The sequence below is a fragment of the Desulfotalea psychrophila LSv54 genome (genome assembly GCF_000025945.1).
Taxonomy (GTDB): domain Bacteria; phylum Desulfobacterota; class Desulfobulbia; order Desulfobulbales; family Desulfocapsaceae; genus Desulfotalea; species Desulfotalea psychrophila.
The window spans coordinates 435,318-458,340 of the sequence record NC_006138.1; the positions used below are offsets into that span (position 1 = coordinate 435,318).

The 23,023-nt window shown below is 43.1% G+C and carries 23 protein-coding genes, 1 tRNA gene and 1 pseudogene; 5 read left to right on the forward strand and 20 right to left on the reverse strand.

The features are described 5' to 3' along the window. Positions 1-458 precede the first annotated feature (458 nt). Both DP_RS02020 and DP_RS02025 read left to right on the forward strand, forming a co-directional pair. Entirely contained in the window at positions 459-2,531 is a 2,073-nt protein-coding gene (locus tag DP_RS02020; RefSeq protein WP_041277510.1) for a RecQ family ATP-dependent DNA helicase, read from the forward strand. A gap of 15 nt (positions 2,532-2,546) precedes the next feature. After that, positions 2,547-3,833 carry a DNA-processing protein DprA gene (locus tag DP_RS02025; RefSeq protein WP_011187652.1) on the forward strand — a complete coding sequence of 429 codons (1,287 nt, stop codon included), beginning with the start codon at positions 2,547-2,549 and terminating at the stop codon, positions 3,831-3,833. A gap of 402 nt (positions 3,834-4,235) precedes the next feature. On the opposite strand, the gene DP_RS02030 is transcribed toward DP_RS02025, so the two are convergent. Genes DP_RS02030 through DP_RS02040 form a run of 3 tightly spaced genes read right to left on the reverse strand, consistent with a single transcriptional unit; the run spans position 4,236 to position 5,535 of the window. After that, on the reverse strand, positions 4,236-4,664 hold the full coding sequence (locus tag DP_RS02030; protein ID WP_011187653.1) for a hypothetical protein: 429 nt from the start codon (positions 4,662-4,664) through the stop codon (positions 4,236-4,238). Between the two features lie 3 nt (positions 4,665-4,667). Beyond that, positions 4,668-5,234 carry a type II toxin-antitoxin system HicB family antitoxin gene (locus DP_RS16515; protein ID WP_011187654.1) on the reverse strand — a complete coding sequence of 189 codons (567 nt, stop codon included), beginning with the start codon at positions 5,232-5,234 and terminating at the stop codon, positions 4,668-4,670. Between the two features lies 1 nt (position 5,235). Continuing rightward, the gene (locus tag DP_RS02040; protein WP_156792184.1) at positions 5,236-5,535 is read right to left on the reverse strand and encodes a type II toxin-antitoxin system HicA family toxin; all 300 of its coding nucleotides are present in this window, start codon (positions 5,533-5,535) and stop codon (positions 5,236-5,238) included. Positions 5,536-6,157: 622 nt separating this feature from the next. Here DP_RS02040 and DP_RS02045 point away from each other — a divergent pair. Continuing rightward, entirely contained in the window at positions 6,158-6,655 is a 498-nt protein-coding gene (locus DP_RS02045; protein ID WP_011187656.1) for a hypothetical protein, read from the forward strand. Between the two features lie 17 nt (positions 6,656-6,672). Here DP_RS02045 and DP_RS02050 read toward each other — a convergent pair whose 3' ends face one another. The 4 genes from DP_RS02050 to DP_RS02065 all read right to left on the reverse strand — a co-directional run bounded on the left by DP_RS02050 (position 6,673) and on the right by DP_RS02065 (position 11,031). Further along, complete coding sequence (locus tag DP_RS02050; protein ID WP_041277512.1) at positions 6,673-7,221, reverse strand: recombinase family protein; 549 nt, start codon at positions 7,219-7,221, stop codon at positions 6,673-6,675. Between the two features lie 150 nt (positions 7,222-7,371). Next, a complete protein-coding gene (locus DP_RS02055; protein ID WP_011187658.1) occupies positions 7,372-8,061 on the reverse strand; it encodes a DUF2290 domain-containing protein in 690 nt (229 codons plus the stop codon). A 3-nt stretch (positions 8,062-8,064) separates the two neighbouring features. Then, a complete protein-coding gene (locus DP_RS02060; RefSeq protein ID WP_041277513.1) occupies positions 8,065-10,185 on the reverse strand; it encodes a DEAD/DEAH box helicase in 2,121 nt (706 codons plus the stop codon). A gap of 162 nt (positions 10,186-10,347) precedes the next feature. Further along, positions 10,348-11,031, reverse strand: coding sequence for a hypothetical protein (locus DP_RS02065; RefSeq protein ID WP_011187660.1), 684 nt, complete (start codon positions 11,029-11,031; stop codon positions 10,348-10,350). Positions 11,032-11,514: 483 nt separating this feature from the next. Between DP_RS02065 and DP_RS02070 the strand changes: the two genes are divergently transcribed. Together DP_RS02070 and DP_RS16520 are read left to right on the forward strand one after the other, a co-directional pair. Further along, on the forward strand, positions 11,515-11,778 hold the full coding sequence (locus DP_RS02070) for a hypothetical protein (RefSeq protein ID WP_041277514.1): 264 nt from the start codon (positions 11,515-11,517) through the stop codon (positions 11,776-11,778). Between the two features lie 2 nt (positions 11,779-11,780). Then, positions 11,781-12,719 (forward strand): hypothetical protein, encoded by a 939-nt coding sequence (locus tag DP_RS16520; RefSeq protein ID WP_011187663.1) that lies wholly within the window; start codon positions 11,781-11,783, stop codon positions 12,717-12,719. Between the two features lie 100 nt (positions 12,720-12,819). On the opposite strand, the gene DP_RS02080 is transcribed toward DP_RS16520, so the two are convergent. The 13 genes and pseudogenes from DP_RS02080 to folK all read right to left on the reverse strand — a co-directional run bounded on the left by DP_RS02080 (position 12,820) and on the right by folK (position 23,017). Beyond that, the gene (locus DP_RS02080; protein ID WP_041277515.1) at positions 12,820-13,008 is read right to left on the reverse strand and encodes a hypothetical protein; all 189 of its coding nucleotides are present in this window, start codon (positions 13,006-13,008) and stop codon (positions 12,820-12,822) included. Positions 13,009-14,142: 1,134 nt separating this feature from the next. Continuing rightward, positions 14,143-16,737, reverse strand: coding sequence for a toprim domain-containing protein (locus DP_RS02090; RefSeq protein WP_011187666.1), 2,595 nt, complete (start codon positions 16,735-16,737; stop codon positions 14,143-14,145). Between the two features lie 97 nt (positions 16,738-16,834). After that, a complete protein-coding gene (locus DP_RS02095; protein WP_011187667.1) occupies positions 16,835-17,332 on the reverse strand; it encodes a hypothetical protein in 498 nt (165 codons plus the stop codon). After that, on the reverse strand, positions 17,332-17,586 hold the full coding sequence (locus tag DP_RS02100) for a helix-turn-helix transcriptional regulator (protein WP_041277517.1): 255 nt from the start codon (positions 17,584-17,586) through the stop codon (positions 17,332-17,334). The genes DP_RS02095 and DP_RS02100 overlap by 1 nt, the downstream gene beginning before the upstream one ends. A gap of 200 nt (positions 17,587-17,786) precedes the next feature. Next, entirely contained in the window at positions 17,787-18,722 is a 936-nt protein-coding gene (locus DP_RS02105) for a hypothetical protein (protein WP_041277518.1), read from the reverse strand. Between the two features lie 17 nt (positions 18,723-18,739). Continuing rightward, on the reverse strand, positions 18,740-19,672 hold the full coding sequence (locus DP_RS02110; RefSeq protein ID WP_228130183.1) for a tyrosine-type recombinase/integrase: 933 nt from the start codon (positions 19,670-19,672) through the stop codon (positions 18,740-18,742). Between the two features lie 21 nt (positions 19,673-19,693). Next, positions 19,694-19,939 (reverse strand): annotated as a pseudogene (locus DP_RS18435) (Arm DNA-binding domain-containing protein); the annotation flags it as partial. 195 nt (positions 19,940-20,134) lie between these two features. After that, positions 20,135-20,221: transfer RNA gene (locus DP_RS02115), tRNA-Leu, on the reverse strand. Positions 20,222-20,311: 90 nt separating this feature from the next. Continuing rightward, positions 20,312-20,881, reverse strand: a complete 570-nt coding sequence (gene pgsA / locus DP_RS02120; protein WP_011187671.1) for a CDP-diacylglycerol--glycerol-3-phosphate 3-phosphatidyltransferase — start codon at positions 20,879-20,881, stop codon at positions 20,312-20,314. A gap of 44 nt (positions 20,882-20,925) precedes the next feature. Next, the gene (locus DP_RS02125; protein ID WP_011187672.1) at positions 20,926-21,534 is read right to left on the reverse strand and encodes a lytic transglycosylase domain-containing protein; all 609 of its coding nucleotides are present in this window, start codon (positions 21,532-21,534) and stop codon (positions 20,926-20,928) included. Next, positions 21,535-22,179: a fructose-6-phosphate aldolase gene (gene fsa, locus DP_RS02130; protein WP_011187673.1), complete on the reverse strand. Its 645-nt coding sequence runs from the start codon at positions 22,177-22,179 to the stop codon at positions 21,535-21,537. It lies immediately after the preceding gene. After that, the gene (locus tag DP_RS18320; protein ID WP_011187674.1) at positions 22,176-22,445 is read right to left on the reverse strand and encodes a hypothetical protein; all 270 of its coding nucleotides are present in this window, start codon (positions 22,443-22,445) and stop codon (positions 22,176-22,178) included. Before DP_RS18320 ends, fsa begins: the two co-directional genes overlap by 4 nt. Before the next feature lie 44 nt (positions 22,446-22,489). After that, a complete protein-coding gene (folK, locus tag DP_RS02140) occupies positions 22,490-23,017 on the reverse strand; it encodes a 2-amino-4-hydroxy-6-hydroxymethyldihydropteridine diphosphokinase (RefSeq protein WP_011187675.1) in 528 nt (175 codons plus the stop codon). Between the last annotated feature and the right edge of the window lie 6 nt (positions 23,018-23,023).

Sequence of the window (23,023 nt, forward strand, 5' to 3'; positions counted from 1 at the left end):
GCTTTTCTACTTACCTGTCTTGCCACCCAGTTTACCGACAAGGGGCTGGGCTTCCCGTCGTCCTGGAAATTATTCGCTTATGGGGCGATTTGCTCAAGGTGGAGATCAGGTAAGAATACCTGAAAAGGTTAGTACAGGTTTATGGATAAACAGTTCAGGCTAACATGTTAGAATAAATGCAACAAATCCTAGTTCACGAAGATCGATATGTGGTATCTTTGTTCTTGGGTGAATTGGCAGTAATTTTTTGCTTTCCATTAAACAAACCTTGGACTGAAGTGCAAGATCGGAAGCCCCATCTCCAACTCACTCACTTTTCAAATTTTAATCTGCTGTACTTACTGTACCAATCAATCATCAATTTCTCGGAACTACAACAAAAGTGCTGTAGGTTGGCCAAGTTACACACTCACAAAAACTTTTTATAACCTTGGCTAATTTAAACATTGAGGTGCAAAATGAAAGAAAGAGCAATAGGGTACCTGCGAAATGCCCTTAATAAACCAGAAGCAAATTTTCGTGATGGGCAATGGGAAAGTATTGAGCAGTTGCTGAATAACAAACGGGTTTTAGTCGTTCAGCGAACAGGTTGGGGAAAAAGCATGGTATACTTTCTTGCAACTAAGCTTTTGCGTGAGCAGGGGGCTGGTCCGACCCTATTGATATCACCACTTTTATCGCTAATGCGTAACCAAGTTGAGGCGGCTACACGAATTGGTGTTAGAGCAAAAACAATTAACAGTACCAATAATGAGGAATGGGACACCGTTCAAACAGAACTGGAAGCCAATCAAGTTGATGTACTGCTTATCTCACCTGAGAAGTTAGGTAATGATGATTTTCGACAGAATATCTTATCAACTATGGCTGATAAGGTAGGATTGTTTGTTGTGGATGAGGCACATTGTATTTCTGATTGGGGGCATGATTTCAGACCCAAGTACAGACAAATTGTACGGGTGCTCCAAGCTTTACCATCAAATATCCCTGTTCTTGCAACAACAGCGACTGCTAATAATAGGGTTGTAGATGACGTTAAATCGCAATTGGGTGATGACATTGAACTCATAAGAGGTTCACTTGTTCGTCAAAGCCTTAGACTTCAGAATATAACAATGCCAAGCTCTGCTGCGAGATTGGCTTGGCTTGCCCAGACCATTCCTAAACTTCCTGCTAGCGGCATCGTCTACACTTTGACAAAAAGGGATGCTGATAGAGTCACTGAGTGGCTTCAACTAGTTAATATAGATGCTAAAGCTTACTACAATGGTGTTCCTAACAGAGAGGATCTTGAACAACAGTTATTTCATAATGAAGTAAAAGTACTGGTCGCAACAGTTGCACTGGGGATGGGCTTTGATAAGCCTGATTTAGGGTTTGTTATCCATTTTCAAAGACCTAGTTCTGTTGTTCATTATTATCAGCAAGTTGGTCGTGCAGGGCGGGCTGTTGAAGAGGCATATGGCATTTTATTGAGTGGAACAGAAGACGATCAGATTACGGACTTCTTTATCCGTAGTGCTTTTCCTCCACAAAAACATATATCGGAAGTAATTAGGGTGCTTGATGAATCAAATGACGGTCTATCTTCTTACTCTATGGAAAAAGTTTTGAATCTTCGGACTAAACAAATTATGAACACCATAGACTATCTTGCTGCTGAGTCACCCGCACCAGTTGTAAAAGTTGGGACAAAGTGGAATGCGACTGCCACAGCTTCAACGTATAGAATTAACCAAGAAAACATAGATGCAATCACTGCCATTCGTCGCCAAGAACAGCAGCAAATGCATGAGTACATGCAACATACTGGTTGCTTAATGGCATTTCTGCAAGATGCACTGGATGATCCAGCACCTCAAAATTGTGGAAAATGCCAAAACTGCGCACCAGAGTTACGGCTCGATGAAAGCTACGATAATGACTTGGCCAATAAGGCGGGCCTTTTTTTGCGCCGGAGTTATCAACCCGTTAAAGCAAAAAAAAAATGGCCACCCCACAACCCGTTACCAACCTACAATTTTTCTGGCATGATACGAGAGAATTTAATAGCATCTGAGGGTCGTGCGTTAAGTCTCTGGCGTGATGCCGGATGGGGCGAATTGATTTATAAAGGGAAATATGAGGATAATCATTTTTCTGATGTCTTGGTGACAGCTTGTGTGGAAATGTTGCGAGAATGGGCACCCGAGGAGGCACCCAAATGGGTTACTTGTATACCATCTATCAACCATCCTGATTTGGTACCAAATTTCGCAAAACGTCTGGCTAGGGCGTTAGAGATACCGTTCGTAGATTGCGTTGTAAAAGTACAAAATAATCAACAACAAAAAACTATGGAAAACAGCTTTCAACAAGCAAGAAATTTGGATGGTGTTTTTAAGGTTAATCTCGAATCTAGAGCATATAGCCCATGCTTGCTTATTGATGACATGGTTGATTCTGGTTGGACTTTCACTGTTGCGGCTGCCCTATTACGACAAGTTGGTTGCACCGCAGTTTATCCTTTAGCTCTAGCGCTGAATTCTTAAAGAATGGATTGATTTATGAGTAACTATTTAACAGATGATACAAAGGCAATAATCCTGCTTTGCGGATTCTTTGGAAAAGACAGCTCTACCAAGCCATTGTCGCAGGGAGATTACAACAAGCTTGTTGATTGGTTGATCAGTTCTGGCATGCGACCAAAAGATTTGCTACAGCAAGAAAACATCGACCCAGCAGCAAAAGGATCAGGAATATACCAACAACGGTTAGAGGCCTTGCTCGGACGTGGAGTTCAACTAGGCTTCGCCGTTGAGGAGTGGCAGCGTAATGGTATCTGGATTATTAGCCGAAGTGATACTGACTACCCAACACGATACAAAAATCATTTGGGTAAGCAAGCTCCGCCATTGCTTTTTGGTGTTGGTGATCGCTCGTTACTAACTGGTGGTGGTCTCGCGATCATAGGTTCTCGAAATGTAGATGAAATAGGCGGGAATTTTACACGAGAGGTAGGTGCATTATGTGCTCAGAATAGGATGCCTGTCGTGTCAGGTGGTGCCCGTGGTGTAGATCAGTTTTCGATGACAGCGGCACTTGATGCCGGGGGCATGACTATTGGAGTTCTTGCCGATAGCCTTCTGAAAAAGAGCCTGGAACGTACTGCGCGTAAAGCAATTGCAAGGGGAAGGCTACTACTCATTTCTGCTTGTCACCCCAATGCACGGTTCACCGTTGGAACCGCTATGGGGCGAAATAAGCTTATTTATGCCATGGCTGATTATGGTCTGGTTGTAAGCGCCGAACATAAAAAAGGCGGAACTTGGGCTGGGGCAGATGAAGAGTTAAAACGAGAACACTCTATTCCTGTGTTCGTGAGGCAAGGGAACGATGTCCCACTCGGCAATTCAAAGCTTTTAGGCTTAGGTGCAATTGCTTGGCCAGACAAGGTTGACCATCAAAATCTAAGGGGACAGCTTACTGAGCTTTCGTCCCAATGTGCCCAAAAGAGTACTCAGAAAAATATGAGCCTACTCGACTTTCAAGAGAGGCAAAAAGAACCGGCCAAGGAGCTCCCTAAAGCAGAGAGTATCGAATTAACCGAGTCTTCCAATGTTGTTGAAGATACTGCTGCAAAACACTCAGTCACTACAGTGTATGAAACTGTTTTGCCCCTCATATTAGAAAAGCTTGAATCCCCCACAACGGTTGACGAACTAATATCATCGCTGGATGTGGTTAAAACACAACTCAATGTATGGTTGAAAAAAGCACTTGAGGAAAAAAGAGTGGTTAAGCTGACACGTCCAGTAAAATATCAAAGGATTAGTTCGAAAGAACAGACGTAATACACTGATATAAATTACAGAAAATGCCCGGACAGAAAGTTTGTTACAGCTCACAATAAAGTTTGGGTTAACAACATAACCTATATCTTGAAAGGGATTTGCCTACGGCCCCCCCTTCTTTGACGTAGACCCGACCTAAAGGGCTCCCCACTGTCCAGAGAGGCCGCCCAGGGGGCAATTGGAGGGATGTAAGAACAAGAGGACTACAGGGCACTGCCTGAAGACAAGCGGGGCTACTGCGGAAAGGGGAAGGCTAGGAAAAAAGCACAAAAAAGGGTCCAATCTCTAATTGAAGAAATTGAGCCCTGAGCAAATGGTGCGGAGGTCGGAAACGAATTAATCAGCTAAGCCACTTAAAAGGCAGATTTTTATGACACACTTTTGGGTACAATCTGGATTATCCTACTCAGCGTCAGAATCTTTTTCACGGAGTACCACTGGTATTTGAGTTACTTTTTTCCAGCGTCCACCTTCACTTTTACAGGAGACTTCAAAAAAGTATCGGCCAGGGCCCGGGGCCTCTACACCTTCCACCCTTGTTCCGAAGTCTCCTCCATAGGTTCCTTCTTTAATTGTAAACTCTTGTTCACCTACTACCCCAATAGCCTTCTCTGCACTATCCAGCAAAGTTATTTTCACAGTGAACAACTCGTCACTATTTGCATCGCCCCCATCTCTGTACCACTTGGAAAAAAGCAAAAAACCTGGAAAGTGTGGACCTTCTTTTTTGTTGTAAAACCCAACTTTCACCAGATCTTGAAGAGACATTAACCCTGTCAACTCATCTTTAATAACCCGTAAACATGCAACCGATGTTATATGTTTTGGCATGCTTTAACCCCTAGATGATAAATTAATAGTGTTAACAGAAGACTCAAAATCAGACTTAACAACAGAAGTCCACTCATTAAGTGATGCCCCTGGCGTTTGTCTTTTCTCATACACACCAGATAAACTTACCTCTTGAAAAGTAGCCTCCTGCTTCATCAGTAGATCTTGATGGTGACCCATCATTTTTCCTTGATTCACAAGTATCTCATCCAACTTATCAGAAATGCCTGCTTCTTTTGCCACCCCACCAATTTGACTGACTATGTAGGTGTTAAGGGACACACCACTTTTTTCGGAACGTTCTACGAGTTCACGGTGAAGCTCTTTTCCCATACGGAGACGAACTTGCCCACTATACCCCTTATCTTCTTCTGGCTGCTTAACTTGAGGTAATGAAATCCCATTTTTCTTAAGTGAATTAATAGCCATTTCAAGGACAATACGAGCATCCTTTAATGCCTCTTTTTGGGTTTCGCCAAAAGCAGACAAAAGAGGAAACTCAGGGAAAGTTACAACGAAACAGCCATCTTCTTCACTCCAATGGATTTTTTTCGTAAATTTTTCTTTCATTCTATAGCCCTTCCTCTAATGAGTTGTCGTCAATGAATTGCACAAACTTTCTTACCTGATAAATCTTAGCCATTTTTTTATCTCCTTCCCTCGGTTGGAGGTTCAAAAAATGGTATGGATCATCGTGACGTTTGTACTGTTCGTGACTGCCGTCTGTGTGGTCATGGACAAAACCAAACGCCTTAACTAGCTTTTTAAGCTCTTTAAAAGAGACACTCGCGGGACTCTTCCTCGCTTTCTTTAGCAAATTTGTAATTTTATCTTTTTTTGACATAAGCAGCAAACCGTCTCTTTTTACCATTAATGGTACCACATTTGGTACCAGATGAGCAATATATAGATATAGTGCACTGTGCACAATGCGCCAAATTATATTGTAAAGTGACACAGCTCAACAAACAGTGGCGTTTACTTACATTAAAAGCCCACAAAACATACATTTTTCATCCAATCATTCAATAGTACCATATACAGAATAGATAATACCGGCACTACCTCAAGAGGAAAAAGCACAAAAAAAGGGCGCAATTTCTATTTCTAGAAATTGCGCCCTAATCAATTGGTGCGGAGGTCGAATTCGAACTAATCCTGCAAACCCTTTATTCATGGGTAACAAGGAGAATTGAAAAAAATCAACACCTTCAAATACACACGAAAATACACACAGAGAAATACTGCTCTTTTGCTCATCTGTTAAGGTCGTCTTCCTCCTAAGCAGAGGTCGCGCGTTCGAATCGCGCCGGAATCACCAGCCATTAAAGGTGCTTACGTTTTTCACTGTAAGTGCCTTTTTTGTTTTTGGCTTTGTGACATCACGATGACATCATATTTTGTGATTTGCTTTTAATATGTTAGCGTGGAATTTTCGTATGCTTAACAGGAGAAATAAATCACCATACATATTTAAATAATTGTGAGAAAACATGACTCAAAATTTCCCAAATTTATTAAAAAGAAACCTTTGGCATGTGACTAGCAGAGACAGATTCTTGAGTATGCAGTCCTCTGGTGCAATTCTCAGGTGTCCCCCTATTGCGGATTCAGAGCGTTGGGCAACCTCTCAAGGCCGAGAGCATTGGCCATTAGTAAGATATCTTGGTGGAATAAGTCTTTTTAATTTCAACGATTTTGATCCTGAATTATATACTCAAACTTACCCAATGTCATCTTGGCGCTCTTTTGTGCCCTCATGTCACCGATTTACTGAAAGTATTTGGATAGAGATAGATAAAGAAGCTATTATTGATAGTTTGCTTTTTGAGAAGGACCTAAAACAAAGAGTGGCTGAAAGGAATCTTTGGTGTCATAACAGGATGCCTTTGATTGAAATCGCATGTCTATGTGATATTGATATTGATAATTTTCTCAATGTTTTCTTGCATGATACCCAGGTGCTTGATTTTGTACCTTATGATGGCTAGGCATTTTACATAGTGATCTATTTTATGTTGTAGATGCTGGCGCGTGAAACCCCGTATTCTTTGGCCAGTTCCGTAGGGCTGGTTCCCTTTGCTCTCTTTTCTTTAATTTCTGCTTTCTGAGTGCCAGATAATATAGCTTTTCTACCAAGGTGCTTGCCATCAGCCTTAGCCTTTGCAATCCCTGCAAGCTGACGCTCTTTCCTCAGGTTCGTTTCAAATTCTGCAAAGACTCCCAACATTTGCAAAAAAGCCCTACCGCTGGCGGTGGCTGTATCTATCGCTTGATCAATAATTTCAATAGTCGCACCTTTGCTTTCAAGCTCCTGGACGATCTTTGATAAATCCAATACGTTTCTTGCTAGTCGGTCAAGCTTCCATACTACGAGTTTGTCACCCTCATGAATCATGTCTAAGATAAGTTGCAAGACTCCACGTCCAGCTGTGGTTGTACCTGACTTCTTTTCTTCCCTGTACACACCCTCTGGATATTTTGCCTGTAGCTTCTGCTTTTGGAGACCTGTGTCTTGATCTGTTGTTGATACTCGACCATAAAGAAAAATATTCATTCCACGCCCTCTGTTTCTAAAAAGTGTCATTATTTGTATAAAAACATCTTAGACCTTTCTGGAAACAGTGTCAACAATATAAAAACAGACCTTTATGACGCATATTTTAAGGGTGTCAGAAAGGTATACCTTTTTGACGCTTGGTGTGATTTATGGCAGAGAACTATTAGACCAGTTGAGATGAGGATGGTTTTGTTGTGTGTCGAAGATGTGGTTTTTATTTTCTTCGTCTAGCTCTATAGGTAGGTCGGCCCAAATTGAGAGATTATTATTCCATTCGCTTTCATAAAAATTTTTAAATATATATTTAATGAAAGTGCCAAAGCTCATAGCGTGGCCCACTCCCATTCGACATGAACTTGCTTGGAAATGTAAATGTGAAGCTGGATGATCTATAGTTTGCTGCTCAACATCAAAATCGAAACGCATAGGAGACCGGAGGACAAGGTACTCTTCCCAGTTTGACATATACAAATCTAATGCTCCAAGTGGCGTTTCATTCTCTATATCATCGTTAGGAATCAGTAAAGGGCATGGCCAATACCATAGACTGTGCTTTTTTAGCTTACCTCTTTTAAATGTATAGGAAACTCTGATAAACGCACCATCTTTGAGAATCGCATGAAATGCATTGTTCTCCAATATTGAACGGTATTGAAATAATTTACCAAATGCACCATCAGCATTGTAACAGGCACCTCTTTCATGCCTGCCCCACGTTATCATCTCGGACTCATTATCTTGCTGAAGCACTGGTATGTTGTAAAAGTACAACAAATTCCTTTCTGAAAGAATTTTAAGTATATTGATAATGGCACATTGAGTCTTCTTTACTGTCATAACTTAGCTTTGATTTGGTTTAGTTGAGGTTTGATTTTTCCCTAAGCTTTCCAATAAAGATTGCAATGCAGCAGAATTACTAGGAGACAAGGTTCCATCTTCAATTAATTTGAGGATTCCTTTTGCTGATTCTTCAGCTTTACGAATTTTTTCTTTCTCTTCAGGTGTACGATCTCTGTTTATCAATCTTAATTCTGCAAGTTCTCCTTTCGTTGGAACATGGAACTTCAGCTTATAAGAATTGTCCACGGTGCGTTGGATTTCATCAATTAGGATGTCCATATTACGACCATACCCACATAGACGCACCCATGCACGAGATCGTGTTATAGCTGTGAACAAAGTGTTGCGTAACTTAATTAATTCATACCCTTGTGCGCAATAATTTGAATTTGCAAGATAAACCATGGGAGCTTCATTTCCCTTTGCTCGGTATATACTAGAAACTACAACTGAATTACGAATAAAGAAAACATCTGACCTTGAAGATACTCCAGCAAGATGACTATCTATTCCATGTCTTTGTAATGATTGAGCAAGTAAAGGGTATTTTGTTTTTGCTGTTAATGCATTTGGTAATATTATTAGAATATCATCAGGGTCAAGCTCATCCTCAGTGATATTTTTGTTGATTTGTTCTGCTATCCATTCATACTGTGCAATTTCATCCTCAAACTTTTTCGTAATAACAGCATCTTCTTTTGTCAATAAGTCATCAAAAAACCTAGGGCATGAATCGCTTCGCCGACTGAGTGTTACATCAGAGTCAAAATTTAAATTTCCGCTATCTATTTGATACCCGATCTCTTGCCAAAGTGACAGTTCATCAAAGAGTTGAACAAGACCATCGTCACGATAGATTCCAAACCCTAGAGCATGAGCTAAAGTCAAAGCCCATGGAGTATTTCTGTAGCAAATTGGTAAAATAATATCTTGCTGCGGCGAGTTTTCAACATTATTAATAGAAACATTCCCATTAAATAGATGCTGTACAGAAGTCATCTGAGTATTATTTAGATTTTGAAGTTCATCGTATGCCCAAACAATTCTTTTAGGTGATTTTGTTGCTAGATAAACAAGTTGAAAAAATGGCACTGGAAGGTCTTGCGCTTCGTCTATAAGTACAGCATCGTACAGTTCTACTGGTTGCGACTTCGCATAAGTTAGTAATTCTCCACAGGCACCATGAAAAGCATTATTGTAACCATATTGATTTTTTGCAGTACCAAAATCCATTGCTGGAACATTAAGTGAGTCAGCGATAGTTGAATAAATCCCAGAAGCACTGTAACTACCCCAAGCATGCAAAATATGGAGTTTTTCAAAATTTGGTTTATCTCCAGAATGCTCAATAGAAAATCTTTCTACTAAATCAAAAAATTGTTGGCTTAGAGATCGAGTATTAAATGTAATTGCAATATCCCACTCAGGATGCTCTGCATGTAGGTACGCAGCTTTTAACGCCAGTACTACTGTCTTTCCTGATCCAGCTAACCCCCGAACTCTTTGCGCCCCTTCTGGTGTCTCTATTGCCGCTTTCTTTTGCCATTGATCCAAATTTGCTATTTGTACTTCAAGTTTTTTTAAAATAGCTCCACGTGAATCAGTTCCTTTTACATTTGTTCTTTTTTTAATCGGCTTTATTGTTGTGACCCTTTGGATGGCAGCAACTAGCGATCGAAAAAAAGATTCGTCAACAGGGGCGCACTTTGTGAATATTAAGCTAATGTTTTTGGGATAAGCAAAATAATATTTATCATTGGTTTCATTAGTAAAGCTGTTGCTAGCTGGAAAAAACGAAACTATATTTGCAGTTACACCTAAACGCCTTCCTTCTCTTAATGCGTCGTGTCTGCCTAAACTACCTTCAATTGCATAAGCTAAACTGTCTTGTTGGGCTTGAAGCTCTTCAACACAAGTTTCTATTGGTGGAAAATTAAAGGCTACCAACCCAGGCACCTTAGAAAGTAGCAAGGCCTGAACGGTTGTTGAATTATCGGCAGACGCCATTATTGGATACCCAAGGTACAAGGTTCCATCAATAGCAAGATTTTGTAATGTCTCCGAAAGTATTTTAGCCGCAGTTGAATTTTTAACATTTCCCCAAACTATATCTAACGCCATTCCCATGCCTCATTTTATTTGAAAAGAAAAATTACATTTCCAAATATTTTGAATAATCTATTATAACTACTCGTCTGCATAGTTCTTCACCTACTTACACAGACAATTTCTTTTGACAAAAAAAACCAACGATCGGCCTCTTGGCTTCAATCAACACCGAAGTTATTCCTTCACAAACTGATCTCCATGCCGGATTTCATTGCATTCTAGAAAGTGCTTGTAGTCAGATACCCAAAAATTAATTTCTGATGATCTAACACTATACTTCTTCAAAATCATTTCTATTTGATGGGGGCTTGGTGCCATCCAGTTATCAAAGTCCAATAGATCCTGCATCTCACTAGCAGCTGCATTCTGGTTTTCAGTTGTTTTAGAATTAATAACGCTGGCTTGCTCCCTACCCATCACAACCCTTCTGATAATTCTATGGTAGATTACCGTAATTCCTTTTTTCCAATCTTTTTCTGCATTTTCAATTTGAGCATCTGTTGCTCCGATCTGCCTTAAAGCGCAAATAATATTATCATGGATTTGGAGTCTTTTGGCCTGAGACATACCATCGATAAAATTACCTGCTATTAAGTCGGTTAGCGTAGCTTCAGAATTGGCCACAGCGACATTTCTCAGCTGCTCTATAGTTGCTGACGCTTCGTCAACCTTCTCTTTCATCTTAGCTTTCACCGGCCCTAATGAAAGTTCTGCTAGCTCGCTTAGCCTTGATACAAATGTCACAAATGCACCACATAATGCAGCAGCCCAACTAGTTGACTGATCTCCAAAATAAACACCAATAATTGGTGGGACAACCAAAGTAAAGACAATGCCAATCCAAAAAAGTAATTTCACTCTTTTCTCCTCTCAACAGCCCAAATCCACAAATCACATTTCTATATTGCTGTTTAATCAGACATAACAATCCACTAGCATACTCTGTGTAAGTTTACAATCTTATTATAGCTTGAATGTCGTAGAATACCTTTAATAAGTACGAACATACGGTCTAGGAATATCCACCTGACGTTGCTCCAAGCAAAATAACTTGCAACACAACCCCTGTCTAGTTTATGTTGTTTTCGTTGCTGGCAAAATCCAGCAGCCGAGTTTGGACGCTCGGACGCAAACGGTGGATACATGCCACCACTATTGGTGGTTTTTTTATGCCCTTTACGGGTATACTGTATCCGTCGCATAGTCGCTTTTGGGTGACTGTGTGGGAGACCTTCGGGTCTGCCGATTCCGTTTGATCGGTCGTCCAACCCGCATAGTCGCCCTTTTTTTTGTTTGGACGCAAAAAATGGGCTTAGACCACTTCCAAACGGAGCTAGTACCATGCGTAAAGACCATATTGCTGTAGACCACCTCTCTCAACTCCCTGAAGATTTTCTCCTAGCTATCCAAAAACCAGAAGGACTCCCCATCAATCCTATCGGGATTGCCCTGGAGCGTTGCAAATCCATTCTCAACAGTTTGCAATCATGCGGAGAAGAACCCCACTTCACGATTCAACATAGCGATGTCTTAGGTTGCCTTAATGCTATCGAGGCCAATATCCATATGGTTGGCAAGATGATCAACCATGCAGTGGAGGGCTAACCATGAACAAGGGATGGGTAAAAATAGACAGAGAACTCCTAGAACATTGGAGCTGGAACGGTGCGATTTTTTCAGAAGGTCAGGCTATTGTCGATCTGCACTTACGGGCCAGCCACAAAACAAGAACAATTCGCCTACGTAGTGGTTTAGTGACTATTCACCGTGGACAACTGGCAAGATCCGAGAACACCCTCGCCAACGATTGGGGGTGGAGCAGAGGCAAGGTAAGGCGCTTTTTATCTCTGCTTGAACGTGACAACATCATCGGCCAGCAAAAGAACAACCAAACGACCATCATAACTATCCTCAATTACGATGTAAAAGAGGATAGCAAGAACACCACTCCTGCCCAAGGCGGTACAGCATGTGGTATACGAATAAGAAAGAAAGAAGAAAGAAGTAATAAAAGAAAAGAAAAAAAGAACACAATCCCCATCGGCGATCCTCTGCCCGACAAAGCACAAACAGTCCACCGTGAGCTTATCCCTTCTGGCTTCGCTTTTGATACTTGGACAAAGATGCTTGCCTACCTGCGAACAAAGGGGGCCTTGGCTGGCGGAAGAATCAAAGCAATTGTTACTGAGATTGCCAAAGCAAAGGCTCTAAGCTTTTCTCCGGCCGACTGTTTAGCCTGTATGCTGCATCATGGCTGGCGTGGGTTCAAAGCCACTTGGTTATCAACCAGTGCCTTCTATCGTGAACGTATGGCCCAAGCCGCCAACCATCATTGGCAAGATGAAACAAAGCGAACACGAAAGAAAATAGAGAGCTATGAGAAGCCACAGCCCACCAACAGGCGTCGCTGGTTATTCGATGAGAGCTATATGCTCAAGCTTGAAGGCAGGATCACACAGAAGCAACGAGACGACATCATAGCGGGGATACTCGATATCACCTCTTTCCTGTCGAGAAAAAGCACTGCTCATTGCCAAAGAGCATAGCTTAAAATCGTGCCCTGTTTCGCTGTCTTGTTCTTTGAATATGAAATAGCTGTAACACGCCCTCTGGCTTCGCTTTTGATATCTGAACAAAGATGCTTACCTACCTGCGGACAAAGGGAGCCTTGGCTGCCAGAAGACGCAGAGTAGTTGTTACTGAAATTACCAAGACAAAGGCTCTGTTTTTTTTGCCAGCCGATTGCGTGGCCTGTATGCCCACAACGGTTGGCGGGGCTTTAAGATCACAGCACCTTTGTTCAGGAGCATAACTTAAGGCCTTGCTCTGTTTCATAGAGCTTGTTCTTTTGAGAATAAAGCAAAGGGCGTGATAAACAACCTGCTATAACCGTAACACGCCTCTGCTGCTTCCCATGCCTACGCACAAGCTAAACGTCCTGTGTTACGTGGTGGGCCTCTGGTAAGCTACCCTGCTATTTGACACGAACAACAGAAAAGACGAAAGCCCTTAATTCGACCTGTGCTTGCCGATTACGAACAGAACCATGCCAGCATACCAGCGAAGCAACCAGCAGCGCACACAGGTCAAGACAGCGTGCCTAAACTTATTTCTCCCTATACCCTCGCCCCTTATTATTAAACTCCAAGAGAAATACAAAGAGATTGAGCTTCTACAAGACCACAGCAGCCAAAGCTCAACTGGATACCAGCAATCAGGGCAAGGTAGCAAAAAGAGGCGCGGGTCCTTCTGGGGAAAAATGAAGTTGCACGGGTGGAAAGAGCTCGACGCTCGTACCTCAAAAATATTTTGTCTCAGCTGGAAAAGTGGAAAATGTAATTTCTTCAATGAAAAACCCATATGCTTTGCCGGCACATAACCATCCTGAGAATATTGCTCCTCACGAAATTTTTATGCCACAAAAGCCAACTTGCCTGATTCGTAAAACAGGACAGGATAAAACAAAGATAACGTAATTGATTGGAAGTTCTCCCAGACCAGACACGAAGCGGGACGCCATGGGACGGCACAAAACCAGCCACAGGACGGCTTAAGACATTGAAATAAAAGTAAAATACTGCTGGGACGGGAGAGACCCCCTTTTACCATATATATATATAAACAGTATATAGAAGATATCCAAAATCCCAAACACAATATGTATATATATAAAACGTAGTCGCAACCGTCCCCTTAGTATACTTATATATAATATATAATTATATTATATATTTATATATATAGTAAGTGGGACGACAGAGGTATTTTTCTGGACAGGCGGGACGGTGGCGCCTGACCAAAAAGGAGCATAAATATAAACAGAGCACTTTTCCCCTACAGGGACAGACAGCAAACGGGATCTTAAATGGCATCAAAGATCTTCGTTTCTTTCTTTGAAAAAAGCCCTTGTTTTATTACTTCAAGGGGGCAGGGTTGTTTCTATCTCCCGTGTATCCCCCCATCTGACAATCAAGCTATCTGGTGTGGTGGCGCTTCAAGGTTACGAAATTTTTCTAAATCAAATTTCCATGCCTTACGCTGCACGCTATGGCTCTCGTTTTCGCTGGTGGGGAAGCGGTGATTTGTGCCATGAGAAATATAAGCAGGATGGCTACGGAGTGCTTTTTGCAGATCCTGAATTCTGGGCGGTTGCAATCCATTGTTATGCAGCAATCTTATCAACTCCTGCAAAGAAAAATACAGGCTATTGTAGTCAATCTTCGTTCTTCCTTGTGGCAAAGCCACTTCATGCCAATATTTTTTTACTTGGTCACCTTCAAGACTAAACACCTGCTCAAAGAAGGTTGATGCCTCATTGATTTCAAGCTCGGCCGAGCTCTGTTCTTTTGCCATCCCCACCTGCTCGACATGGGAGAAAATATCTATATCCTCAACCTCAAACAATTTGCAAAAGAGACGATGAAAAGCCAAAACAATGGCATGATTATTCCGGATACGCTCCTCTTGTACGAGCTCAAGATCGGCAATAGCTATTCGGTATTCTTCATACCAGTTCGCCTCAATTATACCTCTCTTCCTGAGAACCTCTACAATCACGGTGGCCAGCTCTTCCTTTGCCATGTTATTAAGCTCATCAAACGCACATCGAGTATGTCCGTCCAGATCTTTCTCTTTAAAATTCAAACTTACCACCCTCTGTTTTTCAGCTTTTTGATTGAACGGCTCATTGTTCTGAACAAAAAGCAAGGCGCCCAAAAAAGGATTCTCTGCTGTCTCAAGCGTATTGGTAAACTTAGCCTGAACTTGCAAGCTCCCTGTGTTATAGGCAGTCAGCAAGATTGAATAGTCAAAACTCCGCTCGTTGCGCTGGTTATCCTCCAAGAGAGCTGTGAAAATCCCAGAAAACCCCGCCATTTTACGAGCAAGGCCTTTCTTGGTGTTGAGTTGCGAAAGTGGCAAGCCTTCTACATCACGCCCTTGCACGGATTGTAGCTTAGTTGCCAGAGCACTTTTCCCCGCAGCAGGAGCTCCATATAGTGACAGGAAAGGAAAAAAATTCTCACGCGCTTTGATCTGGTTGACAAACCAACTGGCCAGAGTCCACGAAAAAGCCATGGCGCCATTGGCCCCCCATGCAGCATAGAAAAGGCTATAAATCCTCCCCACGTCGACAGAACGCCCGACAAGAGGGGTTATAGCTTTATCTCCTGCTTGTGGTGCTGGACTTAACATTGAACTATGGTCTAAGCGAAAGAGCCCCCTCCTGTCCTTCTGCAAAAGCCTTCCTTTGGGGTCGATGGCGAAACTGTCAAAAACATACCAATTGGTTTGCGGATCGTAACCAGCAACGGGGATCTGCCGAACCTCAGGAGCCTTACTGGTTGCTATCATCGTTGCAAGTGCCGTTATAGCATTATTCTTACCTTCAAAATTAACCTTGGCACTACTCAGCAAAAAAGCACCAAAATCACGCCCTGCTGCTAGCGTCTTACCCGAAGCAACACAATCCACAGGCCGACCGGCCAAAGGTGTTACACGAAGCTGATAGAGGTATTCCCTCTGCTTTTGATTGCCTATATTGATGAAAGAAACTACATCAATAACAAACAACCCCACACGCTCGGTCTTTGCTTGGGTAGCTTCTCCACGTATTCGCACCTCGCTGTACCAGGTACAACCATCGAAAACAAATAGCCCCGCTGCATTCCCAAAATATTCATAATATAATTTACCGTAATGATGGGCTGATTCAGCAAGAGAAAGATTCGCATTGCACCTATAGCCCTGTTCATTCTCTTTAAAAAGCTGTTCTCCCTCGCCTCTTGCACGTTGCAAAATATCATTCCAATCTAGCCCTTCGGGTGGCATGATTGCTTGTGCAGCCGAAAAAGCGCCAAGATATTTTTTGGTAGCCAGTGTTCCTGCCTTGTCATTATCAAAAGCACAGATCAATTGATACTTCTCCAAACCCTCAAGCTTGGCAGGATCTTGCCCCGATGACAAAACAGCTATTGCCTGTACTTCCATCTGAAGAAGGCTTAACGCGTCAATAATTCCTTCAACAACCGCCACTGGTCGCGATGCTTCAAGCGGCCTTGCAGGATGCGTCCACCATAGCCCCGAGGTAGAGCCGTTGTTATGAGTCTTCCCTTCACCCTGAGGGGGATTAAAAAGCCTGCCATTGTAGACATCTTTACCTTGAGAGTCTTTCCCCACGGGAAACATCACAGCCCCCGTTTTAAGCCCCTGCCTAGTGTTCTTCCAGTATCTAAAGTCAAGCCCTTCCAAAACGGCAGCCGACAGACCACGCCCCTTCAAGTATTCACGGGCTGGTTTATGCGGATCACTCTTAGTGGGCTTGTACTCCTGCTCAATATCAAAGGTGATATTAAACAGATCACGGGTTTTCGTTTTGGCTCCACAGCTATTGGCACGATTGCAATTAATCGAATAGGGTTCCTGCTGCACAGCCCATGCGGTCTTGTCTCCACACACTGGGCAAACAAGATTAGCAATAGTTCGTCCATTCTCTTTGGTGCGGGCAGAGCAATATTCCGATGCTTTAAGTGCTTGGTAGCACTTTTCTGCAAGTTTATTTTTCATAGGTTTTTCTACTTGTGTCTGATGGGAAAGACCTATAGATTTGCTAGTGAGTCCTTCTATAGGTCTTGTAGTGGATGATCCTGCTACTGCAACTCGGTTATGTGGTTGGCGCCTCCGGCCGAGTTGCACCTTCTACAACATCAAGCCACTCCACTTCATAGTTAGTAACCGTTGCTTGGGCTTTTCTATTTAAGACTCCCTCCTCACCATCTTCAAAAAAAGCAATAACAGATAAGGTTCCACTCCCTTCAACCTTCCCAAACAAGGCAAAGGGTAAACTTTCACATGAATCTTCATCAAGTCGTTCTTCTCTGCAAGCAATAGGCAACCGGCAACCTCTAAGAATTTTCAGATCACAAGGCAGAGACTCGTTTTTAATGTTGGGTGAAATTTGGAGGGCACGTGCGACCTCTTCCAGTGCTTCGAAATAGACAACTGTTTCTGCCAATCGCTTAGGTGAATCATCAAGCCATGTCTTCACACCATCGTAACGACAGGGAGTGACAACCCGATTTGAACCATTGAGGTGTAGTTTGATTATTTCTTTATAACCTTGAGGAACTTGCTCAGAAATGACTTTTACGAATGCTTCCATTACGCCACCTCCACATGCTGCTGTATAAATGGACGTCCTTCTAAAAAAGCAAGAATGTCTTGAAGTCGCCAAGCGACAGCACGACCTCCCATCTTCTGAGCTTTAGGAAAGGACTGATTTGCCATTTTTGCATAGATCGAGGCCGTACTGTAACCTGTGAGGGTTTTTACTTCTGGGAGGCGTATACGTCTTTCTGGGTGGTTAAGAATATCTGGGCTTACTGCGTGGGATGGTGCGGTTGTCTTTTGATTCATGCTTTCACCTTTTGACAATGGTTGAGGTAAAAGGCACTTGTATATTTTACTGTGCCTGTTTGTAGCTCTTTGGTTTTACTGAGCTTTCAAACACGTTACAGCAAGTTCTTTCTTTAGAAAAATAGCAACTATTAAGACTTACATGGCAAGTATCTAGACTTGCCCAGTAAGTGTCAACACTCACCGCCCTTATCACGTTCTTATTTACGCTTTAAATCTTTGGGAACACGACCTTTTTTTTCTATATTGTAATTACAAATAAGCATCTTTATTATTATGTCTGAGCTATAAGGATGAATCTTTTCTACTTTTTTATTGCCCTTGTTTTCGGTGTTATAATCCGTTACTAGACGCACTATTTCTGTTGCTAACTCTCCCGGATACTTCCCTTCATACCCCACAAAATCCTTTTTTTTGTTATGACGATCAATGAGCTCTAGCGTAGGCATGTGATCTTTTTTTGTATTTTCTTTTCTAGCTTCTGTAGCCTTTCTAATGCTAGCCTCTTTTCTTATTTTTTCAGCAGCAGACTCTATCCTTGCGCTGAAAAGATCTACGTTCTTATGGGTATGAACAGAGAATATTTGAAGTAAACAAAGCATTTTTTGATGAAGCAGAAGCTCGCTCCCATTGGTTTCCTGAGCGCGCGTGGTACGTAATTGAAACCAAGCCAATAACACAACCCCTAATGGAACAAACAATTCTACGGTGTTTTTTTCAAAATTAATTCTGCCACTTATGACATGACGCAAAATGCTCACCAATATATGTGGATGGACGATAGAATCTTGTGATGAGTCAAAATTTTCTTCAGGAATAATCTTCGCTAGAGAAGCCATGGCCATAATATCAAGCTCGTTTAATTTTTCTTCTTCTTTTTCCAGACTTCCCCAAATTTTATGAAATGTAGCTATTGAATTTATCTCTACATCAGAACAGTGTCCAGAGAGAGCTAGTCGCCCATTATTAGACAAAAGAGTATTACACTTAAAATCGATGTTATCTAACAAGGTCTCTTTAATTGTTTGAAAGCAATGGCTATCAAAACCTACCCACAGGCTCTTGTTATTCTTATTCTTATTACAGTTTACGCTTTCAGAAAATAGCGTAATAACATCCTCTTGATTATACTTCATGCCTTGTCTAGCCTCTGTTATTGGTTTTCTAGCCGATGGAGTTTCTCCCCCCACCACTGCAAAAGCTCTCTTCTTTGCTCTAGATATTCCGCTCGATTATAGGCCCCTTTCACCTTATTTTTTTCTTCGTGAGCAAGGGATTTCTCTATTACTTCACTGGCAAAGCCCGATTGCTCATGGGCCATGGAAGAAAATGAAGAACGAAAACCATGCGGGGTGGCCTTACCTCTATAGCCCATATCTCGAAAAGCCTTTCCCATAGCGTTATCAGACATAGGTTTGCTCCTATCTCTAATACTGGGAAAGACAAAACCATCCTCTCCCCACAGGGCTCCTGCACGGTGAAGAATAGCAAGGGCTTGTATTGACAGAGGTACTATATGGGCTCGCCTCATCTTCATGCGTTCGGCCGGTATATGCCACTCATTGGTATCAAGATTGACCTCTTGCCAACGGGCATTACGAACCTCGCCACCACGACAAGCTGTGAGGGCTGTAAATTGAATAGCCAGCTTCGTTGTCACGTGGATTTTCTGATTAGAGGAGATATCTTGCAGGAGTTGTGCTAATTCAGAATCAAAAACTGCTGGCATGTGCTCAACTGTTTTTGCTTTTAAAGCGCCCTGCATATCAGCAGCAGGATTATAGGTGGCCCGACCTGTTTGGATTGCGTAACGGAAAACAGCATTAGTGCGTTGTAAAACTTTACGGACGATCTCAAGAGATCCTCTATTTTCTATGGCTCTGATTGTCCTTAGAACATCAGGAGGGGTTATCGTATCAACAGGAGTATTGCCAAAAGCTGAAAACACGTTGTTCCGTAGTGAGGCAAGAACAGCTTGTTGGTGGCTTGGAGACCAGCTCTCCTTGTTATTCTCGATCCACTCTAGGGCGATATACTCAAAAGATTTTGAACGATCGTCCCGCTCTGCCTTCTCTTTGGATATCACTTCCTGCTTTTTTCTGCGTCTTTCTCTAGCTGGGTTGCAACCTTCCCGAACTAAGGCCCGAGCCTCTCTATGAATTTTTCTCGCTTGCTCTAAGGACAATTCAGGATAGCGACCTAATACACACATCTGCTGCTTATCATCCAGCCGATAACGATACAGCCACCGCTTTACCCCTGACTTCGTCACCTCAAAAGACAAGCCCAAACCATCTGATAAACGACAAGGATCTTTCGCATTTCTTACTTGCAAAGCTTTAAGAGTAGGCACTGAATAAACTCCGTGTGTATATTTCAGGAACTAGTTTGTGTATCGAACAAAATATACACACTAATACACACAACGTGCAAGAGATTTTACGAGAAGTAATAAGAAGGGAATAGAACGAAAAGGCATAAAAAAAGCCCCAAACCATTAAGATTTGGGGCTAAAATAGACTTTACTAGAAGCCTATGAAATGTCAAATGGTGCCGGAGGTCGGAATCGAACCGACACGGGGTTACCCCCGCGGGATTTTGAATCCCGTGCGTCTACCTATTTCACCACTCCGGCATGCCCATCTATATACTGCATTATACAGAGAATCGTCAAGGGTAAAGCTCGCACTACAGGAGAAAATATCCGTATGCAGGCAAAAGTCACCTAAAAACTAGTGCTGGTCTCCAAAAAAACTGAGCGGAGATTATAAAAGTAGACCACCGCTGACCAAACGGAAAGAACCATGGAGACATAGAGCAAGAAGGTTCCCGTCTCGTACTGGTAGGGAAAGGGCACTACATTCAAGGGAAATATCAACAGGCCGATGCCGAAATACTGCATGGTGCTCTTATACTTGCCGATCTGCCCCGCCGCCACCACCTTGCCGGTGGTCGCTGCCAGACCACGAAAGCCGGTGACAATGATTTCTCGACAGATGATAAGAAGACAAACCCAGGCAGCCACCTTACCCAGAGGGATGAGCATAATGAGCCCGGTGCTGACCAGAACCTTATCAGCCAGTGGGTCCATCAGTTTACCCAAGACCGTTTCAATTTTATAACGGCGAGCCACCCAGCCATCAACAAAGTCGGTCACTGCGGCCACAAAGAAGACAAACCAAGCCCAAAATTCCACCCAGGTGTTTTGCTCAAGGGAGAGCAGAACAACAAGAACTGGAACGAGGGCAAAACGAAATCCCGTAAGGATGTTTGGAACCGTAAGCACCTGCTTCATAACATATCAACCCAATGCAATAATCTATATTTAATACCAGTGAATTACTTCTTATCCTGAGCCTTATACAACCTATAATAGCGCATTACCTTTTTAACATAGGCAGGGGTCTCCCTGTTCTGAGGAACAGCACCAAGACGCCTGACGAGATTAGGCCCTGCATTATAGGCGGCAAGACTCAATATCACATCTCCATCAAACCTGTCAAGTTGCCTGCGAAAATACCGTGTTCCTCCTGCTATATTTTCTCCCGGGTCAAAGGGATTTTTAACCCCAAGATCCTTGGCCGTTCCGGGCATAAGCTGCATCAAGCCCTGAGCACCCTTAGAGGAGACTGCCCGACGGTCAAAATTAGACTCTACCCGAATCATGGCCCTGATAAAATTTTCATCCACCCGATAACGCCTGCTTGCCCGCCTTATATGACTACTATAGCTGGCAGGATCAGTCCAGAGATACGTCTCTTTTGCCGAGGGGATTACAGTTTGTTTCTTGAACTGCAGGGGAACACAGCTCGCAAGCAGAGGCAGATTGGTATAGCTTAGGCCTGAAGCATCCCGGCAGACATACATAGCTGCAGAACAGGGGAGCGGCTGCAAGACGATAAGCAGAAGAAAAAGGAGCTGTTTAAGAGGCCCAGTCCCACACTTCATCTACTGGGTGCGCTTTTCCCAATCAGCCAAAAACTGCTCCATACCCTTATCGGTGAGGGGGTGCTTGGTCAGCTGTTTAATGGTCTTAAGCGGGATTGTAGCGATATCCGCGCCCAAGAGTGCTGAATCCAATACATGCTGAGGCCCCCGCACACTGGCGACAATAACCTCACTGGCATAGCCGTAATTATCAAAGATGGTAAGAATATCGCTGATAAGATCGGCACTGTTCACCCCGATATCATCCAGACGGCCAACAAAGGGACTCACATAGCTGGCACCTGCCTTGGCGGCCAGGAGGGCCTGATTTGCCGAAAAGATGAGGGTGACATTGGTCTTGATACCTGCGGCACTGAGTTGGCGAACGGCCTTAAGACCTTCGGCTGTCATGGGCACCTTGATAACCACCTTCTCATCAATGCTGGCCAATTTTTTTGCCTCTGCAACCATGCCGGGGGCATCGAGGCTAATCACCTCGGCACTTACCGGGCCATCAACAATCTTACAGATCTCGGCGATGAGTTCTTCGAAGGGTAAATTTTCTCTGGCGATAAGAGATGGATTGGTGGTAACCCCATCAACAAGGCCAAGCTCAACGCCCTCTCTAATCTCATCCAGATTGGCGGTATCAATAAAAAATTTCATTCCTTCTCCTCGTGATTTTTTTCATAGATTTCACAGCACTCTTCGCTGCAAAAGTAAACTATTTCCCCATCAACCTTAGACCTCAAGGCCTGCTCCCTCGGCAGCAGCTTATGACAGACAGGATCTTCCACTAGAATATCATTTACTATAGCAGAATCAGCCTCAACCTCCGTCACATTATTTTGATGTTTTTTCACCAGAGAGGAGATCAGATAGTAGAGCAGATAGACAAGAACCGCCAAAACGAAATATCTTATAAGTATCATAAATCATCCCCGTAGGGCCTCAGAAGAACACAGGCAACTAATCTTTACCAAGATATTTTTTCTATATCCTGACTCTCTAAAACTCCCAATCGCAAACGACGTTGCAGATCTTCTTCAAGCAGGGTCACCGTCCTTCCCCCCTCCCACTCCTGCCAATCCGGGGCAATCTCCCGCAAAGGAGAGAGAACAAAGAGACGGTCGGCAAGATGGGGATGAGGCAGAGTCAGACGAGCTGTCTGCATCCGCTCATCAGCATAGTATAACAGATCAAGATCCAGACTACGATCCTGATATCCCAGCTGATCCGGAGAACGTTTTCGGCCAAAATGGGCCTCCGTTGCCAACAGCTGGTCAAGGAGGTTCAGGGCCGAGATCTCTACCCGCAGGCAGCCAACCGCGTTAACAAAGAGATTATCACTCTCCATGCCAACAGGGGCGCTCTGATAGGGAGAGGAGAGGGAGACAGTCTCTACACCCTTAAGATTGGCCAAATGCTGCCAGGCCGCAAGAAGAAGGGCCCGGCTGTCACCCAGATTAGACCCCATACCTATATAGGCTATTACCTTTGCCAAGAAGCT

Bases quoted from the DNA above. Each gene is read 5' to 3' on its own strand.
- DP_RS02020 (WP_041277510.1), top strand. From the start codon at position 459: ATGAAAGAAAGAGCAATAGGGTACCTGCGAAATGCCCTTAATAAACCA.
- DP_RS02025 (WP_011187652.1), top strand. From the start codon at position 2,547: ATGAGTAACTATTTAACAGATGATACAAAGGCAATAATCCTGCTTTGC.
- DP_RS02030 (WP_011187653.1), bottom strand. From the start codon at position 4,664: ATGCCAAAACATATAACATCGGTTGCATGTTTACGGGTTATTAAAGAT.
- DP_RS16515 (WP_011187654.1), bottom strand. From the start codon at position 5,234: ATGAAAGAAAAATTTACGAAAAAAATCCATTGGAGTGAAGAAGATGGC.
- DP_RS02040 (WP_156792184.1), bottom strand. From the start codon at position 5,535: ATGGTAAAAAGAGACGGTTTGCTGCTTATGTCAAAAAAAGATAAAATT.
- DP_RS02045 (WP_011187656.1), top strand. From the start codon at position 6,158: ATGACTCAAAATTTCCCAAATTTATTAAAAAGAAACCTTTGGCATGTG.
- DP_RS02050 (WP_041277512.1), bottom strand. From the start codon at position 7,221: ATGAATATTTTTCTTTATGGTCGAGTATCAACAACAGATCAAGACACA.
- DP_RS02055 (WP_011187658.1), bottom strand. From the start codon at position 8,061: ATGACAGTAAAGAAGACTCAATGTGCCATTATCAATATACTTAAAATT.
- DP_RS02060 (WP_041277513.1), bottom strand. From the start codon at position 10,185: ATGGCGTTAGATATAGTTTGGGGAAATGTTAAAAATTCAACTGCGGCT.
- DP_RS02070 (WP_041277514.1), top strand. From the start codon at position 11,515: ATGCGTAAAGACCATATTGCTGTAGACCACCTCTCTCAACTCCCTGAA.
- DP_RS16520 (WP_011187663.1), top strand. From the start codon at position 11,781: ATGAACAAGGGATGGGTAAAAATAGACAGAGAACTCCTAGAACATTGG.
- DP_RS02080 (WP_041277515.1), bottom strand. From the start codon at position 13,008: ATGAAACAGAGCAAGGCCTTAAGTTATGCTCCTGAACAAAGGTGCTGT.
- DP_RS02090 (WP_011187666.1), bottom strand. From the start codon at position 16,737: ATGAAAAATAAACTTGCAGAAAAGTGCTACCAAGCACTTAAAGCATCG.
- DP_RS02095 (WP_011187667.1), bottom strand. From the start codon at position 17,332: ATGGAAGCATTCGTAAAAGTCATTTCTGAGCAAGTTCCTCAAGGTTAT.
- DP_RS02100 (WP_041277517.1), bottom strand. From the start codon at position 17,586: ATGAATCAAAAGACAACCGCACCATCCCACGCAGTAAGCCCAGATATT.
- DP_RS02105 (WP_041277518.1), bottom strand. From the start codon at position 18,722: ATGAAGTATAATCAAGAGGATGTTATTACGCTATTTTCTGAAAGCGTA.
- pgsA (WP_011187671.1), bottom strand. From the start codon at position 20,881: ATGAAGCAGGTGCTTACGGTTCCAAACATCCTTACGGGATTTCGTTTT.
- DP_RS02125 (WP_011187672.1), bottom strand. From the start codon at position 21,534: ATGAAGTGTGGGACTGGGCCTCTTAAACAGCTCCTTTTTCTTCTGCTT.
- fsa (WP_011187673.1), bottom strand. From the start codon at position 22,179: ATGAAATTTTTTATTGATACCGCCAATCTGGATGAGATTAGAGAGGGC.
- DP_RS18320 (WP_011187674.1), bottom strand. From the start codon at position 22,445: ATGATACTTATAAGATATTTCGTTTTGGCGGTTCTTGTCTATCTGCTC.